This is a genomic window from Levilactobacillus tangyuanensis, assembly GCF_003946545.1.
GTDB lineage: Bacteria > Bacillota > Bacilli > Lactobacillales > Lactobacillaceae > Levilactobacillus > Levilactobacillus tangyuanensis.
This window is the reverse complement of the sequence record NZ_RHOA01000001.1, coordinates 297959-313372: the sequence shown is the minus strand read 5'-3', so window position 1 is coordinate 313372 and position 15414 is coordinate 297959. Positions and strand designations below refer to the sequence as shown.

Here is a 15414-nt window from a genome sequence, read left to right as displayed (position 1 = left end):
CCTCTGAGCATCATTCCTTAACTTTCTCGGATTATACAGAAGCCGATTGGTCTGGTCAGTCAAAACACTTCTTTTGAACCGAATTGATTATTCCACTCTTTATGTTAGCGCTTACATTCGGAAATTAAAAATGGTCGAGAGTCTCCTCCCGACCGTAATACCTTTAACTACGATTAAACTTCTTAACCAGTCGTGTTGCGACCGGCTTGGCCAAACGAATCAGGCCAAAGGTGAGACCAATACTAATGGCCACCATGACGGCGCCAAAGATTGGCGTCCAACCCAACCCCAGCTGACTCGTGACCTGACCACCGATCCCGGAACCCAGTGCGATCCCAACGTTAAAGGCCGAGATATTTAGGGCAGAGGCCATGGTGATGTCGTCCGGCGTATTCTTTTCGGCCAATTGAACGATGTAGAGTTGTAACCCGGGCACGTTCATGAAGGCAAAGAAGCCCATTGCCAGCACCGTCATCAGGCCTAGCCAGTGACTGTTAGCCGTGAAGGTTAGCACCACCAACGTTGCGAAGAGACCCGTGAACATCTTGAGCAAGGCCGTCAGCGGCTTGCTGTTAGCCCAACGACCACCCATGGTGTTCCCAACGGCAACCATCAACCCATAAACGACCAGGATAACAACAACGGCACCGGCGGACCAGCCCATCTTCTTTTCCAGTAATGGTGACAGGTAAGTGTAAACCACGAAGGTTCCACCATAACCCAGGGCCGTGACCAACAAGGCCAGCAACAGTTGTGGGTTAGTTAACACCCGAATAATGCCACGCGCCGTGGCCTTGCTTGGTAATGGCAGGTTCCGTGGTACCAAGATGTAGTCGGCGATTAAGCCCAATAGACCAATGACGCTGATAAAGATAAATGACCAGCGCCAACCGCCGAGTTGACCAATCATGGTCCCCATTGGCACACCGGTAACCGTGGCAACGGTTAAACCAGTAAACATAACGGCAATGGCAGAGGCCCGTTTGGATGGGGCCACCACGTCCGCAGCGATCACGGACCCAACGGTCATGAAGATTCCGTGGGCTAAGGCCGCAATCACCCGACCAGCCAGTAAGATGCCAAAGGTTGGGGCGAAGGCCGCCACCAAATTCCCGGTAATGAATAACAACATAATAATCGTCATCAACGTGTGCCGGTTAATTTGCCCGGTAAGGAGCGTCATTAATGGCGCCCCCACCATGATGCCCATGGCATAAACGGAAACCGTTAACCCCGATTGTGCCAGACTAATGTGGAAACTCTGGACCAGCATGGGAATTAACCCAACACTGATGAACTCCGTGGAACCGATGGCAAAGGCACTGATAGCCAAAGCCAATAACGTAAATGTAGGTGAAATTTTCTTAGACATGATGTCCCTCCTTGTTTGCTAACGTGATAAGTAATGATTATACTTGCAAGGAACCTGCAAACAAGAACCCACTTTAAAGTGCGATACCCACCAAAAGGTAATAATTGAATAGGATGCGGTTTTTATGCCCGAAAAAACTTATCATATTGGCGTCGAGGCCACGATGGAAATCATCGGTGGCAAGTGGAAATCCATCATTCTTTGTCATCTGCGTCACCGGACCATGCGGACCGGTGAACTTTCCCGGGCCATTCCCCAAATCTCGCAAAAAATGCTCACGCAACAGTTGCGTGAGCTAGAATCCGCGGGCATCATCGCCCGCCATGTCTACAAATAAGTCCCCCCCAAGGTCGATTACTCACTCACCGACTATGGCGAGACCCTTTCCACCATCCTGCATCAGCTGTGTGTCTGGGGTGAAGACAACATCGACCGCCGGCAGGCAGAGGGTGAAAAGATTACCTTGTTGAGTCGTGACGACGTTTAACCACAGAAATTAATATGATTATCAAAGCTTAAGCTTCTTGAACACCAGCTAGAATGAATCTGACAAGGGCTACGGAAACAGGTATAATAGCTGTTGTTAGTAAAATGGGTTACGTATTAATAGGCTTATTAATCTTACGAGCTTATCGGGAAGGACAACTTATGCAGTTATTTATCAACATAGTGCCTCAAACCCACCTGAATTGGGCGGCATTAACCACCCTCATTGGCGAAATTAATTCCCAAGGGTTTGCATCAACACAACTTAATTTACAATTACCCTCGGACCAAACATTGTCTGTCGACCAGGCCAGCACAGCCGCAACCTGGTCTTTAATGATCAATCAATCTGAGCTCCCAAGCACCACTGAAAGCTATTATCTGACATTGCGGGAAACCGATCACGTGTTACCCGGTGCCTTTCTGCAATGGGAACAGGTCAGCAAGCGTCATCCAGACAGCCTCATCAGCCTGGCAACCTTTGCCGACAGGACCCCCTTAGACGATCAGATAACGACCTACCTTGCCAACTACCCGGCAGAAGGGACACCCCTTAATACACAGCCAAAAACAGCCGATGAACGGTGGATCGCCCTGTGGGGCCTCCAAAGCTACAGCGTACAGTCGAATCTCCAGAGTCAGGCACAATTGGCCCAGCGACTTCGCCCAACGGGAATCCTCATTCCCGCTGCCCTATACGATGCGCAGTGGCCTTTGGCTAGTCTGAGTCAGATTCTATCTGGCCTACAAAAGGAAAATGACGTGATTCGACTCCACGTCCCAACGGTCCAAACTCGCGACTGGCCGGAGGTGACGCCGTTAGCCTGGTTAGATGAATTGGAAGCCGTGGACACCTCAACGCTGGACGTTCAATGGGCCCCAATCTACGCCGACTTCATGTCTAACCAACTCAACACACTCTTAGGTGTGGCCGGTCGTCGGCACGTCTCTGCTAGCCATCATCGCCAGCTGTTAACCCGGATTAAAGACCTGAACACCGACCCCACTCATTGGTGGACTCGCTTAGGCCTACTCCAGTTGTTGTCGCCACAAATGGCTCACCAGCTGTTCTATTAGGAGGACCATCTTGAAATACTCTCTCATTACCCCTTGTAAACCAGCCGAGTTCCCCCAATTACTCAGCTTAAAGAAGAACTTAGATCGCCAAACCAGCCATGATTTCGAATGGATTATTGCACTAAATGGCCAGATTGATTTTTCCCAACCGGAGTGGCAGGCCGATTACACCATTCAGCAGGTCGAACATACCCCGGAAACATTGGGTGCTGCCCGTAATGCGGCCATGACCCTGGCTACCGGTGAGTGGCTAGTCTTCGTCGATAGCGACGACTATCTGTTGCCGAATGCGCTGGCCGACATGGACGCCATCGATCGGCTACAGCCCAATATCATGGGCGATCTCAATCAATTCCCTACATATGAACCACATTCATCATTTACCAATAGTCTGGAACAAACCACCGTTCATGACAGTCTCCCCAAGTGGGGCGGGCCCAAGAAACGGGAACCGAAGAATCGGTCGTTGAACTTGCCACCAGAACTACTCGATCAGCTTCCGGCTCAGATTGATGTCGACCCCGAAACGGCCAACTGGTTGAGCCACCGTTACTTCTATATCGATGGCGACCAGCGCTGGGATCTCTTTAACCGTCAATTGAAGATTGCCGGTAAGGTCATCGATCGGCGCTTGGTAGAGGAACATCATCTCCAATTTGCCGAAGACCGCGAGTTATACCCTGACTTTCACTTCATGACGCAGGCCATGGGCCTGACCACCGGCTACCTAAGACTCAGCGAACCCAGCTATATTCGGGTTAAACATAACGACCCCATCAACCAACCAGCCGTTCACCAATTAACGGTTCCCGACCGATGGCAACAACGAATCGCTGCCTGGCAAGAGGCTTTAGCCGACCTGAAGGACCCTTCCTTACACCTTGCCTTTAGTGCCTACACCCTGCAACGACTGCATCGCTTCTTTTATCAGGCATTGGCAACCAGCACGCCGACCGAGGTCGATGATGTCCCCGCCCTAATTGAGCAACTCCACGACTACTTACAAATGGTCGAACCGGCTGCCTTCAAGACCGTGCCGCACTTTAGCCGTCGCATCCTACACAAGCTGCGCCGTCAGGCCCAGGTTCCGCAAACCGCAATTAACGTCATCGTGCGCCTCCGGCAATTGAACCGGGTCATTCATCACCACGGCCGCGGTGTCACCCGTTTGGCCTATGGGTGGTGGTTTACCAAGATGCCCGTAAAGCCCCGGACGATTCTATACGAATCCTTCCTAGGTCGGAACTTCTCCGATAGTCCTAAGGCCATCTACAACTACCTGCAGGCTAATTATCCGGGGCGGTTCAAACACGTCTGGATCATGAATCCTGGCGTGGAAGAAACGCCCGCCGGCCAACCCAATACCATTGTCGTCAAACGATTTGGTTGGCGTTACATGTATTATTTGGCAACCGCCAAGTTCCAGGTCATCAACATGCGCCAACCAAAATGGTTCGTCAAGCGCCCAGGCACCAAGTTCTTGGCGACTTGGCACGGGACGCCACTGAAGCACCTGGTGTTCGATATGGATAACGTGGCCAGTGCCAATCCGCTATACAAGGAGATCTTCTACGAACAATCTCGTCAGTGGGACTATCTGGTTACCGCGAACCAATTTTCGGTCGACGTCTTCGAACATGCCTTCATGTATCCCGTGAAACAAATGTTACCGTCGGGCTACCCCCGCAACGATATCCTGAGCGCGCCCGACCGGGATGAACAGGCCAAGCAGATTAAGATCAAGCTGGGCATTCCATTAGATAAAAAGATCATCCTGTATGCACCAACCTGGCGTGACGATGATTACTATGGCGTGGGAGACTACAAGTTCACCCTGAAGCTAGACATCGACCGGTTACGTCGCGAACTCGGTGACGAGTATGTGTTAGTCTTACGGACCCACTACTTCATCACGGAGCATTTGGATACGACCGGCTTCGGCGATTTCGTTTACAATGAATCGAGTTACGATGATATCAGTGAATTATATCTGATTGCCGATGTGCTCATCACTGACTACTCCAGTGTTTTCTTCGACTATGCCATCCTCAAGCGGCCGATCCTATACTTCGTGTATGACTACGAAAAGTATGGGAGTGTCCTACGGGGCTTCTATCTCAATATGGAAAAGGACTTACCTGGTCCCCTGTTAAAGACCAATGATGACGTACTCGCAGCGCTCCATGACCTACCCGCGGTTACCAAGGACTATGCGGCGGCCTACCAGCGTTTCAGCGAACGCTTCAACAATTGGGAAGATGGCCATGCCACGCAACGCGTGGTTGACGCCTTCTTCGATGAAGATTTAACCAACTAAAAATAGGCTTTACCACGGATAAATTCGTGGTAAAGCCTATTTGCTTATGCGTGATTTCTTTGCTGCTCCCGTTGGCGGATATCGACGATAAGACTCGCCAGAGTAATCGCCGCCATCTGCCGTTCGGCGGCATCCTGAACCTCGGCATACGCGCCCCGCAAAGTTGCTTGAATGTTGCCACCCACGATGCAGGCCGGATTCGTCTTATCATCCACGTGAAGCAACGGCGTGTCCGCCTCTACCGCGTGATAAACGTCTAGCAGAGAAATCCGATCTGCCGGGCGTGCCAGCTGGGGTGTCGCCGATCCTTGTTGGGTTGTCAGGAGTTCCGCCCGGCGCAGTGCCCCCATCAGGCGCCGAACCAATGCCGGATTGGATTCGATACTTGCAGCAATGGCCGCACTCGATAAATCATCATCGTGATAAATAGCCACATATGCCAAGATATGCACAGCATCACTCAATTTATGTGAATATCGCAAGTTGCCCCTCCTTTACCAGTTAAGCTCAGGCCCGCGACTATTTAAGCGACTGCCGTAAGAAGTCTGGCAGGCTCTGTGCCGGCCGACCCATGATTTTTTCGAAGTCATCGGTGACCGTCGCCAAGAGTCCTTGCGCACCACCAGCATACATCGATGACAGCATGTGCCCTTCATTGCCTTCGTTATAGAGCTCGCCAAATTGTTTCAACGTCACCGGCGCATACCCAATTGGTGCACCCGCCGCCTCGCTCAGGACCGCCGCCAAGGCTGGCATCGTGTAGGACCGTTCCTGAGTTAACGTGTACATCGTTTGTGTCCACAGGGCCGGGGTAACCGCAACCTTAGCGAAGGCCGCAGCACTATCGGCCAGGCTAATAAAGCTTAGGGACGCATCGCCCATTGGGTAAATCACGTTCCGACGTTCAATCAACTCTGGCAAGTAAGGCACCAACGGATCCGCATACAGCGCGTTTCTCAGGATCGTGTAGGACAGGTCACTAGCCGCCAAGCGCCGGGGCACGTAACCATAGAAGGCGGACAGGTCGAACGGATTAGTCGCTTGGTCGGCAATGAATCCCATGACCACTAAATGACCGATTTTTGCGGTTTCGGCCGCCTGAATAATATGTTCAAACTCCGTCACCCGACTGAAACTGTCATGACTCTTGCTAGGGACATAGACCACCACGTCGGCGCCGTTCAAGACGGCCGCGACGCTTGTCGGATCCTGATAGTCTAACGCTTCGACGCCCATTCCCCGTGCCGCAAACTTGGCAGCCTTGGCCGGCGTATGCACCCCTAAGGTCATCTGATCAGGTGAAACCAACTTGGCCATTGCCTCAACAATCTGTTGGCCTAAGTGGCCCGTCGCTCCAGTTACAACAATTTTCATATCATCCACTCCCGTTCATTTGATGTTACTTTATAAGTTACACCATTCGCTCATTTAAAGCCAGCGAATAGCCCAAATTTCTTAAACATCATGTGTGACCATGTTGATCACAAAAAAACAGGCATCCCCAACCAGAAGGCTGACGATACCTGTCATTCTCATTCAGTTAAAGCTAAGGTGAGGCTAATTATGACGCCGCCGACGGGCAATGCCCAAGGTGCTTAAGACGCCACCGGCCAAGGCCAAGCCAACAACTCGTAGCCAATTGTCTGAAGCTTCACCCGTTTGTGGTAACCCGTCCGATAGACCTAAGGCCGCCAGAATGTCCCCACGGATGGCTTCTAACCGGGCCACTAGCGCAGAATTGCCGTCCGCCCGTGCTTGGGCAATCGCCGCATCGACGCGATTCAATAGGGCCTCTTCATCCGCGTGAGCCTCACTAGGACTTTCACTTTCGAAGTCGATCAGATCGTCTTCGAAGTTATCTTCGTAATCAGGCCGTTCGTGTTCATAGAGATCCTCGTCACCTTCATCCGTGCCTTCGTTTGGTTCCCCAGGAATTTCGGTCCCAGGCTTCTCCGTGTCAGGATTCTCCGTCCCGGGTGTTTCGGTATCTGGGCCTTCGGGTTCTTCAGGGAATTGAACATCAATTCCGGGAAGTGGCACGCCAATTTCAAACTCATTTTCATTGCCATCTTCCTCTTCATCGGTGTGATCTTGTAGGTCCCACCGGTGAGATTCGGCATTGATAATGACCTTGTCGGCAATGATGTTTCCGTCAAGGTTTTGGTTGGCGACAATTTCGGCAGATGGGGCCAGAATACTCCCTTGGAATGGGGCGTCAATGGTGATGGTTCCACCATATTGTTTGTCGCTGGCCGTACTGTCGTAGAAGTTCCACAACAGATGGTTGTCCCCGAAGTCCTCGGTTTCCTGGTTGTCCCGATCGCTACCATCACTGTACTTAATCTTGATTTGTGACTTCAAATCGAGGTCCGATTGACCTTGTGTATCGACGTTAATGATCACCGTTGTCCCAGATTCTTCTGGCGACAGCCCGGCGATGGTCAATGGGGTGTTCCCCGTCAACATGTCCGCGGTGATATTGATGATAATCTTGTTGTCCGCATTAGGCTTCAAATCACTAACATCGATGACCCGATTGTTTTGATCAGGGAAGTCACTAACGTCGTAGGACGCCGTGCTTGAGCTTTCGGCCAACTGTTGGTTAACCTTCTTCAGACGGGCAAATTCGGCATCGAAATCTATGTAGGTTTGACCTATTTGGTCCTGGTAAACTTCTTGTGCTAATAAGTGGTCGATGTAGACCCCGTTGACCATTGGCCGGTTAGGGTTACTGATGTCAATGTCGATACCATCCCCAAAGACGACCTTGTTTTCCCGGGTGTCCCCACCGGAAACGAAGGAACTTCCGGCGATGTTCGTTATGTTTTGAATGTAAGAAATATCCTTGTCCAGCAGTTCTTCGATGATGTTGGTCCCGAAGTTAACGTTCCCAATCAAGTTTTGAACCGCCACGTTCCCATTCGTATGGGCGTTCAATTCAGCTTCACGAGCAAAGATATGGAAGACGGAAGAGACCCCTAAGATATTATCCAAGTCGGGATAGTCATCGTAGACACTTCCACCGGCTTGAATACCAGATTCGGCATATGGCGTTAAGGCCGTGGTAACCGTGGTTTTCTTGGCGGCAGCAGCTAATCGAGCCAATGCTGCTTTAACGGTCGCCGAAGTCTTGGTAGCGGTTGGCGTTACCGTTGATGTCGTTGGTGTCGTCACAGGGTTACTGGATGGCGTGGTTGTGCCTTTATCCGTTGCCGCAACGGCCCCCATCCGGCCTTGAGGCCGTTGTAAAGCCAACATTTTTCTTGAACCAACGGCCGTCTTAACATTGGTGACAACCTTGGTACCACCAGTCAAATTCGTGCCGGTATTGCTGTCTTTATTAGTCAAGTCACCAGTAGACTTGACGTCGGTTTTAGTCAATTCATTGTCTTTATCAGCATCGCTGGCACCACTGCCAGTTCCATCCGAGTCGCTCCCCGACTTAACTAGCGAACTATCAGTATTATTGTCGATCCCAGCATCACTAGCATCGGCGTGGGCGGTCACCGCACCACCACCTAAAGCCAAAACAATGGCACAGGCAAATACCCAGCGACGGCCAGCCTTGTACATCCTGTAATGCGTCCGTTTAGTTTCCATATCAATTGGTCCCTACCTTTCCAATTAAAACTCCACCTTTATTTTCGCCCTATCTCACCCAACAATCAATAACGTTTGTAAAATTATTTTAGTAACAAACTAGTTTATGACGGGTTAATTTACCACTTTGACCAATCTGGGGTGAAAATAGCCGGACCAACAAAAAAAGCACCCCCGACAATCATCGGGAGTGCTGGAATAATAGCAATTAATGTTGACGCTTGGTAATCAAACCGGCAGGAGCTAACACGGCCATTGCCACAGCGATTCCGGCCGTTAACCAGTCGGCTGGTTGTGAACGAGTCGAATTGTCTTGTGCCAGGTTTGCCTTATGTGCTGAAGCTAGCTTAACATCCGTTGCTGGCTTAGCATCGAGATTGGTCACATGGCTTGCCTTGTTGCTGGTCTTGACGGCGGTAATTGAAACATGACTTGCTGGTGTGCTGTCGGCCTTTGCGGAAACACCAATACCAGTTAGTCCCATGCTCACTGCCAAAACGGTTAGGGTAGCATAAATACACTTAGTTCCATTTAAAACTGCTCTTGTCATGATAGCTTCCTCCTCGTGCGGGTCCTCCTCAGAACCCCTACTAGATCAGATTCACTTAATAAGTGTTCGTCATAATTCTGAGAATCTTATCACCATTGCCATGGAACACTCATACTTTAAACACTGTGTACGATTCTCTTTTCAAGGTCATTGTCTCATATTTTCCACGCTTTACAAGGGAATTGAGGCCCTAAATCGGTGACTGTACAAAGTTTCATCCAGCTAATTTGTGCATGAACAATTCTATAATAACGATGAACGATTGTACCTAGACCAATTATCCAAAAGCCACTGGTTGCTGGCACCAAAAAAGCCCGTGAGTGGTCCACGGGCTCAGTCGTCGCTTGATCGTTCTACCGTTCAATTACCAATCAATCTTGCCAGTCATACTTACTCCCGACGTGACGTCCGCCGGCGCCGTAACCACCAGCTTCCCGTCAGAACTAGGATCAGGCCGCCAATGCCCCACCATCCGGAGACTTGTTCCTCATCGGTCTGTGGCAGAGTGGTTGCCGCCACTCCTTGATCGCCAGCATTACCCGTGGAAAGCGGGGTCGATCCATTATCATCGGAAGGCGCCGTCGTGGTAATCCCGCCCGGCTGACCACCAGTTCCGGAATCCCCGTCATTGTCGTCCCCGCCGCCATCGGTAATCAGGTCACCACCGCCGCCGGTCTCCACCTTTTCGTAGACATAGGTCACCTCGGTGTCAACTTCGCCAAAGACCCCACTGGCGTTGCTAGGCGTCTTGACCAACTTGTACCCGGCGATCTGAACGGGCTGACTCTGATAGGCACTCCCAACCTGGCCCTTCAAGACCTGGTTAGCCGCAATCGCCGTCCCATCGGCCAGCTGATGATGCACCGTCACCGTCGTTTCCTCGGTCGGCGTCACGACCGGCGGGGTCACCGTTCCCGCATCCTTACGGTACACATAGGTGACCTCGATGGGGTCCGTCCCGTATTGACCGGTGGCGTTGTCCGGCGTCTTAACCAACGTGTACCCGGAAATCTTCAGGGGTTCCGTGCTGTAATCCTCACCAACCGCTCCGGCTGGTAACACCGTATCTGGCGCAACCTGCTTGCCCTGCTCATCTTGGTAGTGCACGGTGACACTCTCCGCGGCGGCCGCGATGGTATAGGGTTGGATCACCGCAAAGTCTTGGGTCCCGGATGGATTAACCGATGAATATTTCCCGGTCAGGAAATAATAGTCCTTAAGGGGCTTCACCGTGACATTGGGATAGGTCGTCAGCCCCGGCTTCTGGTCGGGAATATGACTATAGTACAGCCCACCTTCGCCGTCAGAAACCGCCTCACCCGCACTGTAATGGAACATGTAGGTGAAACTGTTATAGAAGAATACTGGAACCAAGACGCGTTCCGACCACTCGAGTTGCACCACGGTGCCATCGCGCCGGATACATTGCACCTTCAGATGCCCCTCTCGCGTGGCATCATTAATCACAATCGGATCGAGATAGATCACCTGTGAGCTATCGCCGTATTCCTTGTAGTCACGCTTACCAAATGGCGATAGATCTCGGATATGGTTGTAATTGACCAGCATCGTCGTCACATTCTCCAGATTAGCCAGGTCCGTGGCATCTTCAATCCGATTATGTTGCAAGTCAACCTTGGTGAGCTTCTGTAGATTCTTCAGTGGACTCACATCGACAATGTCACCGTAGTAAGCGCCTGGAGCATAATTAAAACTATTGGTCAACGTTAATGATGTCAGGTTCGTCGCGTATTGTAGGCCTTCCAAGGAGTACTCGGTTTCCCCGTCAATATAGGTCCCCATGCCGTTACGGCCGTCCGCATAGATACTGGTCAGTAACAACATATCCGCCTGGGTAATCGCCTGAGCGTTAGCCCACGACTGCCCGGGATTCTGTTTCCGTAAGGCCGCAAGAACCACCTCTTGAAGGCGCTGATTGGGCATCCAATCGTCAATCGTTTGGTCGGCCTTACTCAGGCGGGTCAACTCAGCGTGAACCAGCTTCACCGCCTTGATCTTCGGCGTTGCACCTAGTTCGGTGTCGGTCGGTGCTGGTAAAGGTGTGACCGTCTCTTCAGTGGCCACGGCCGTGGTGGTTGGGGTCGGTTTCGTATCACTACTTTTGTGAACGCTTTCATTTGCAGCCTCTCGTTCAGGCGCAGGATCGGCCGTGACCGGGGGCGTCAGGTCCTGATCGACCACCACATTGTTGTCCACATCTGCGGTAGCCGGTGGCATCAGGGTGACAGTCGATTCCTCGTTTTTCGTCTCCTCGGCGCTCGTGGTAACCACTGATTGATCGGTGGTCAGCTGATCATCCGCCTGGGCGGTCACGCCCCCGAATCCTACTGCTAAAATTCCCGTGGTGATGCTCGCAAACAGCCAGTGCTTGCCTTGCTTATACATCTTAAAGTGTTGGTGGGTTTCCGTTCTCTTCAGCACAATTATCCTCCTCAAATAGTTCCTATCAGGGCCAACAATAGTGATCCATAACTAAATTGGTGTGAAGTCATTAATGTCTTTTTACAATGCCAATTATATCGGGTTACCTCTTAAAAAGCTAGTATAGATTAAACTATTCTTATAGTAGTTAATATGTACCATGTATTACGGTAACATCCAATTTCAGAACGCCAAAAAGGTCCGATTCCCAACGGAATCGGACCCCATCAAATCACTTTTTAGTTGTTGTGCTTACGCCGCTTAAAACCCACTAATCCAAGGAGTGACCCCAGAACAGCCAATCCCCAAAGTGGTGACGTTGTTTCATCATTGGTTTGTGGCAAGGTCGTCTTGTCGGCATCAACCGTGTTGGCCAGGCTGGCCGCGTGAACAGCACCCGGCTTAGCGCTCAGATTACTGGTTACCGTCGCCGCTTGACCGCCATTGTTAGTCGTTGGGGTCTTGCCGCTACCTGGCTTGGTTGCGGGCTTGCCAGGCTTGTTGGTACTTGGCTTGTCGCCGCCATTACCATCGGTAACCAGGTCGCCATCGCCGCCGGTCTTGGCGTAAACGTAGGTGATTGACCCATCTGCGTTGCCAAAAGTGCCGTTGGCGTTGGCCGGCGTCGTGACCAATTTGTAGCCATCAACCGTAGCCGGGCTGGACGTGTAACTGTCCCCCGCCTTACCCGTCAAGATCACGTCCGGTGCCACTTTAGTCCCATTAGACGTTTCATAGTGGACCGTCATCGTCACCGTTTGACTAGGGTTAACCGGTGGCGTTACCGTGCCACCAACCTTCTTGTAGACGAAGGTTACGGTTTGGGCCGTATCGGAGAAGGCCCCCGTAGCATTGTCTGGCGTCTTGGTTAATTCATAGCCATCGATGGTCTTGGCCACCGCCGTGTAGTCTTCACCGATAAACCCGGTCAAGGTATCGGGATCGGCCACCTGATTGCCACTGTCATCGACGTAATTTACGGTGACGTCGGCTGCTTGATCGGCCTTGATGTATGGCGTCACCATTTGAACAGCCGTCACCTTATTGCCATTAATCGTCGTGGTATAAAGAACGTCCAAGAAGTAAGTGTAATCTTCAGCAACCAGGTTTGGATACATTTGCGTCCAAGGATTTTCCGTCTGTCCCGGCATAATTTGATCTTTAATCCCTGTGAAAGAAATCTTTTCGCCATCCAGTGAATAACCGGTAGCGCCGTTCCAAAAGATACGGACGGTGGACTCAGGGTGTGATGGCGCGGTAATTGGGACACCGATTGCTGTTGGAATGTCATCTAGCGTAAAAGTTAATCCTTGTGGCGCCTTGACTGGGCTAACTAAGACATATTCATTTGTCTTAGGGATATACATAACTTTGTTCTCAATGAGTTGTTGATCCAGTCTCAAGTCTGAATATTGGGCGGCATTTAGCGAAGAGAAGTCTGCGATACAATTCTGGGCAATTGACAGGCTAGTAATGTTCTTCAGTCCAGCGATCGGCGTAATGTCGGTCAACCGTTGGCCCACGACTTCCAACGAGGTTAATTTCGTCAAACCCTGTAATGGCGTGAGGTCCGTAACATCCGCGCGAATCATGTACGGTGCGTAATTCAATTCATCAGAGATAATCAGGTGCGTTAAGTTTTTCGCGTACTCTAACCCCTTTAGCGAGAACGAGCTCTTGCCATCAATGTAGGTATCCTTGAAGAAGACGTAGTTCAGAAGCAACATGTCGGCCTGAGTAATATCTGCGGCCGTTGACCATGTCTTACCCGATGCCGCAATCGAAGGGTTGTCAGCAATGTACGCCCCTTGAAAGTACGATAACATATCTGCTTGCAACGTCTTGTTAGGCATCCAAGCATCAATCGACTCATCGGCCTTAACCACTGGCGCTGCCATACGAGCAGTTGGTGCAGCCGGTGCGGCCGGTGCGGCCGGCGCCTTGCGACTGAGGTTGTTGACTACTTTTGAGGAGTCGTCATTGTTAACGACCGCCCCTGTATCAGTCGTATTGTCAGCAATTTTTTTGTCAGCATCACCTGCCGGCTTATCAACCGGTGCCGGATCGCCGGTCTTATCGCCAGCTGACTCGGTCGCATCTGGATTATCCCCATCGGACTTCTGGTCATCAACGTTGCCAGCGGTCTTCGTTGTATCTAACACCACCTGCTTATCTGGTGCCGCCGATTTATCCGAAACTGTTGATTGGTCCTGTTCTCCCGTGGAATCCGGTGCCAACGTATCCGCATGGGCCGTTTGACCACCAACCACGCCCAACGCCAAGGAAGCCGTCACGATGCCAGCAAAAATCCAGGTTTTTCCCTTCTTGTACATCTTATAATGTTCCCTGGTATTCATCGAATTAAACATAAATAACACCCCTCCAAAACAGGTTATGGTCGTTACAGAATGGTCTGTCGTGTGGCGGCCACCCGATTGTTAGCCTCAAAAATGTAAGCCCTTTATAATATCAATTATAGCTAATCAGTTGGTTAAAATCTAGTCCATACCCGCAAAGATTTTTGCGTTTTTATGTTTAAAAGATTATTGGATGAGTCATGAACACTTGTGAATAATTGCCGTTGTTACGCCGGTTATAGAAGGTATATCGGTTTAACTCTTTCACATGAATCGGCAAATCAATGGCCCATAAGTGACGTTACACAATTTCAGATATATAACACACTCATTTTAGATGGTCAGTCCAACTAACCATATTTCTATGAATGATTTGATAGTCAGACAGGACGTTCTAAAGATATTTAACCTATTCTCATCTTTAGCTGCCAACTCAAAATAGTCACCGGACCGTGTCCCAGGCTATACGCCTCTCTCGGTAGACAAACAAGTAACAAAACTCATTTACCTAGAGCGACAGTGAGCCCCCAGAACTGGATTTTTTCCAATTTTGGGGGCTCCATTATATTAACGGCTAAGATTAAACAACAAATCTAAAAAAACAGCTTCAAAATGCGTAGCCCTTTCACTCATGAGACCGTATGGCATCAAGGGTAATGCGGCCATGTATCAATGACTAATGAGCTGTAAGTTATTCGGAGTTCAAGGCCTTCAGAATTATTCTGAGAAGACTTTCTATGACTATTCCTTTAAAATTGAAGTTATCAAATGAGACCAAGTTCATCACACCTCTTATCCTGCGACTACGGAACATTTTCGTACCAAGAATCCAGTCACAATTTGGGATTGGGAGCGTAATTTGGTGGAGGAACAGTTGAAGCCATTCAAAGGACGGTCCTCAGAAATGCCAGATAAATCGAGTAAGCATAAAACAAACAACTCATAGCTCATATCGTTCTAAGAGCATTCACAATTTTTTAGAGGTGACTTAATTTGAAAAGAACTATTAAGGCTTTTCTCATCTTCATTGGCGTTTTAGGCATTTTACTTACCGCATTTCTAGCCTTGGGATATTTAATTAATACTGGCGCTGTTGAAACAGGTGATCTACCAGCAAGCACAAATTATGTCTGGGCCATTGGCACTTTTGGTATATTCGTTTTTTCAATTGGCTGCTTCTTTAATAGATTGACAACGATAACCATTACTGCTG

At 50.2% G+C, this 15414-nt stretch carries 9 protein-coding genes and 1 pseudogene; 3 read left to right on the top strand and 7 right to left on the bottom strand.

Annotated features, from left to right (window positions below; all coding sequences use genetic code 11):
• Positions 1-163: 163 nt before the first annotated feature.
• On the bottom strand, positions 164-1372 hold the full coding sequence (locus tag EKM96_RS01360) for an MFS transporter (protein WP_125638678.1): 1209 nt from the start codon (positions 1370-1372) through the stop codon (positions 164-166).
• Between the two features lie 124 nt (positions 1373-1496).
• Between EKM96_RS01360 and EKM96_RS01355 the strand changes: the two are divergent.
• From EKM96_RS01355 to EKM96_RS01345, 3 genes and pseudogenes are all read left to right on the top strand, one after another.
• Positions 1497-1859 (top strand): annotated as a pseudogene (locus tag EKM96_RS01355) (winged helix-turn-helix transcriptional regulator).
• Positions 1860-2020: 161 nt separating this feature from the next.
• Entirely contained in the window at positions 2021-2935 is a 915-nt protein-coding gene (locus EKM96_RS01350) for a hypothetical protein (RefSeq protein WP_125638675.1), read from the top strand.
• A gap of 10 nt (positions 2936-2945) precedes the next feature.
• Positions 2946-5252, top strand: a complete 2307-nt coding sequence (locus EKM96_RS01345) for a CDP-glycerol:glycerophosphate glycerophosphotransferase (protein ID WP_125638672.1) — start codon at positions 2946-2948, stop codon at positions 5250-5252.
• 44 nt (positions 5253-5296) lie between these two features.
• Here EKM96_RS01345 and EKM96_RS01340 read toward each other — a convergent pair whose 3' ends face one another.
• The 6 genes from EKM96_RS01340 to EKM96_RS01315 form a co-directional block, all read right to left on the bottom strand.
• The gene (locus EKM96_RS01340) at positions 5297-5734 is read right to left on the bottom strand and encodes an Rrf2 family transcriptional regulator (protein WP_125638670.1); all 438 of its coding nucleotides are present in this window, start codon (positions 5732-5734) and stop codon (positions 5297-5299) included.
• Between the two features lie 37 nt (positions 5735-5771).
• On the bottom strand, positions 5772-6626 hold the full coding sequence (locus tag EKM96_RS01335) for an SDR family oxidoreductase (RefSeq protein WP_125638667.1): 855 nt from the start codon (positions 6624-6626) through the stop codon (positions 5772-5774).
• Positions 6627-6809: 183 nt separating this feature from the next.
• On the bottom strand, positions 6810-8852 hold the full coding sequence (locus tag EKM96_RS01330) for a collagen-binding domain-containing protein (protein ID WP_125638664.1): 2043 nt from the start codon (positions 8850-8852) through the stop codon (positions 6810-6812).
• Positions 8853-9060: 208 nt separating this feature from the next.
• Positions 9061-9402, bottom strand: a complete 342-nt coding sequence (locus tag EKM96_RS01325) for a hypothetical protein (RefSeq protein ID WP_125638662.1) — start codon at positions 9400-9402, stop codon at positions 9061-9063.
• 390 nt (positions 9403-9792) lie between these two features.
• Positions 9793-11844, bottom strand: coding sequence for a MucBP domain-containing protein (locus EKM96_RS01320; RefSeq protein WP_125638659.1), 2052 nt, complete (start codon positions 11842-11844; stop codon positions 9793-9795).
• Between the two features lie 239 nt (positions 11845-12083).
• Positions 12084-14213: a MucBP domain-containing protein gene (locus tag EKM96_RS01315; protein ID WP_125638656.1), complete on the bottom strand. Its 2130-nt coding sequence runs from the start codon at positions 14211-14213 to the stop codon at positions 12084-12086.
• Between the last annotated feature and the right edge of the window lie 1201 nt (positions 14214-15414).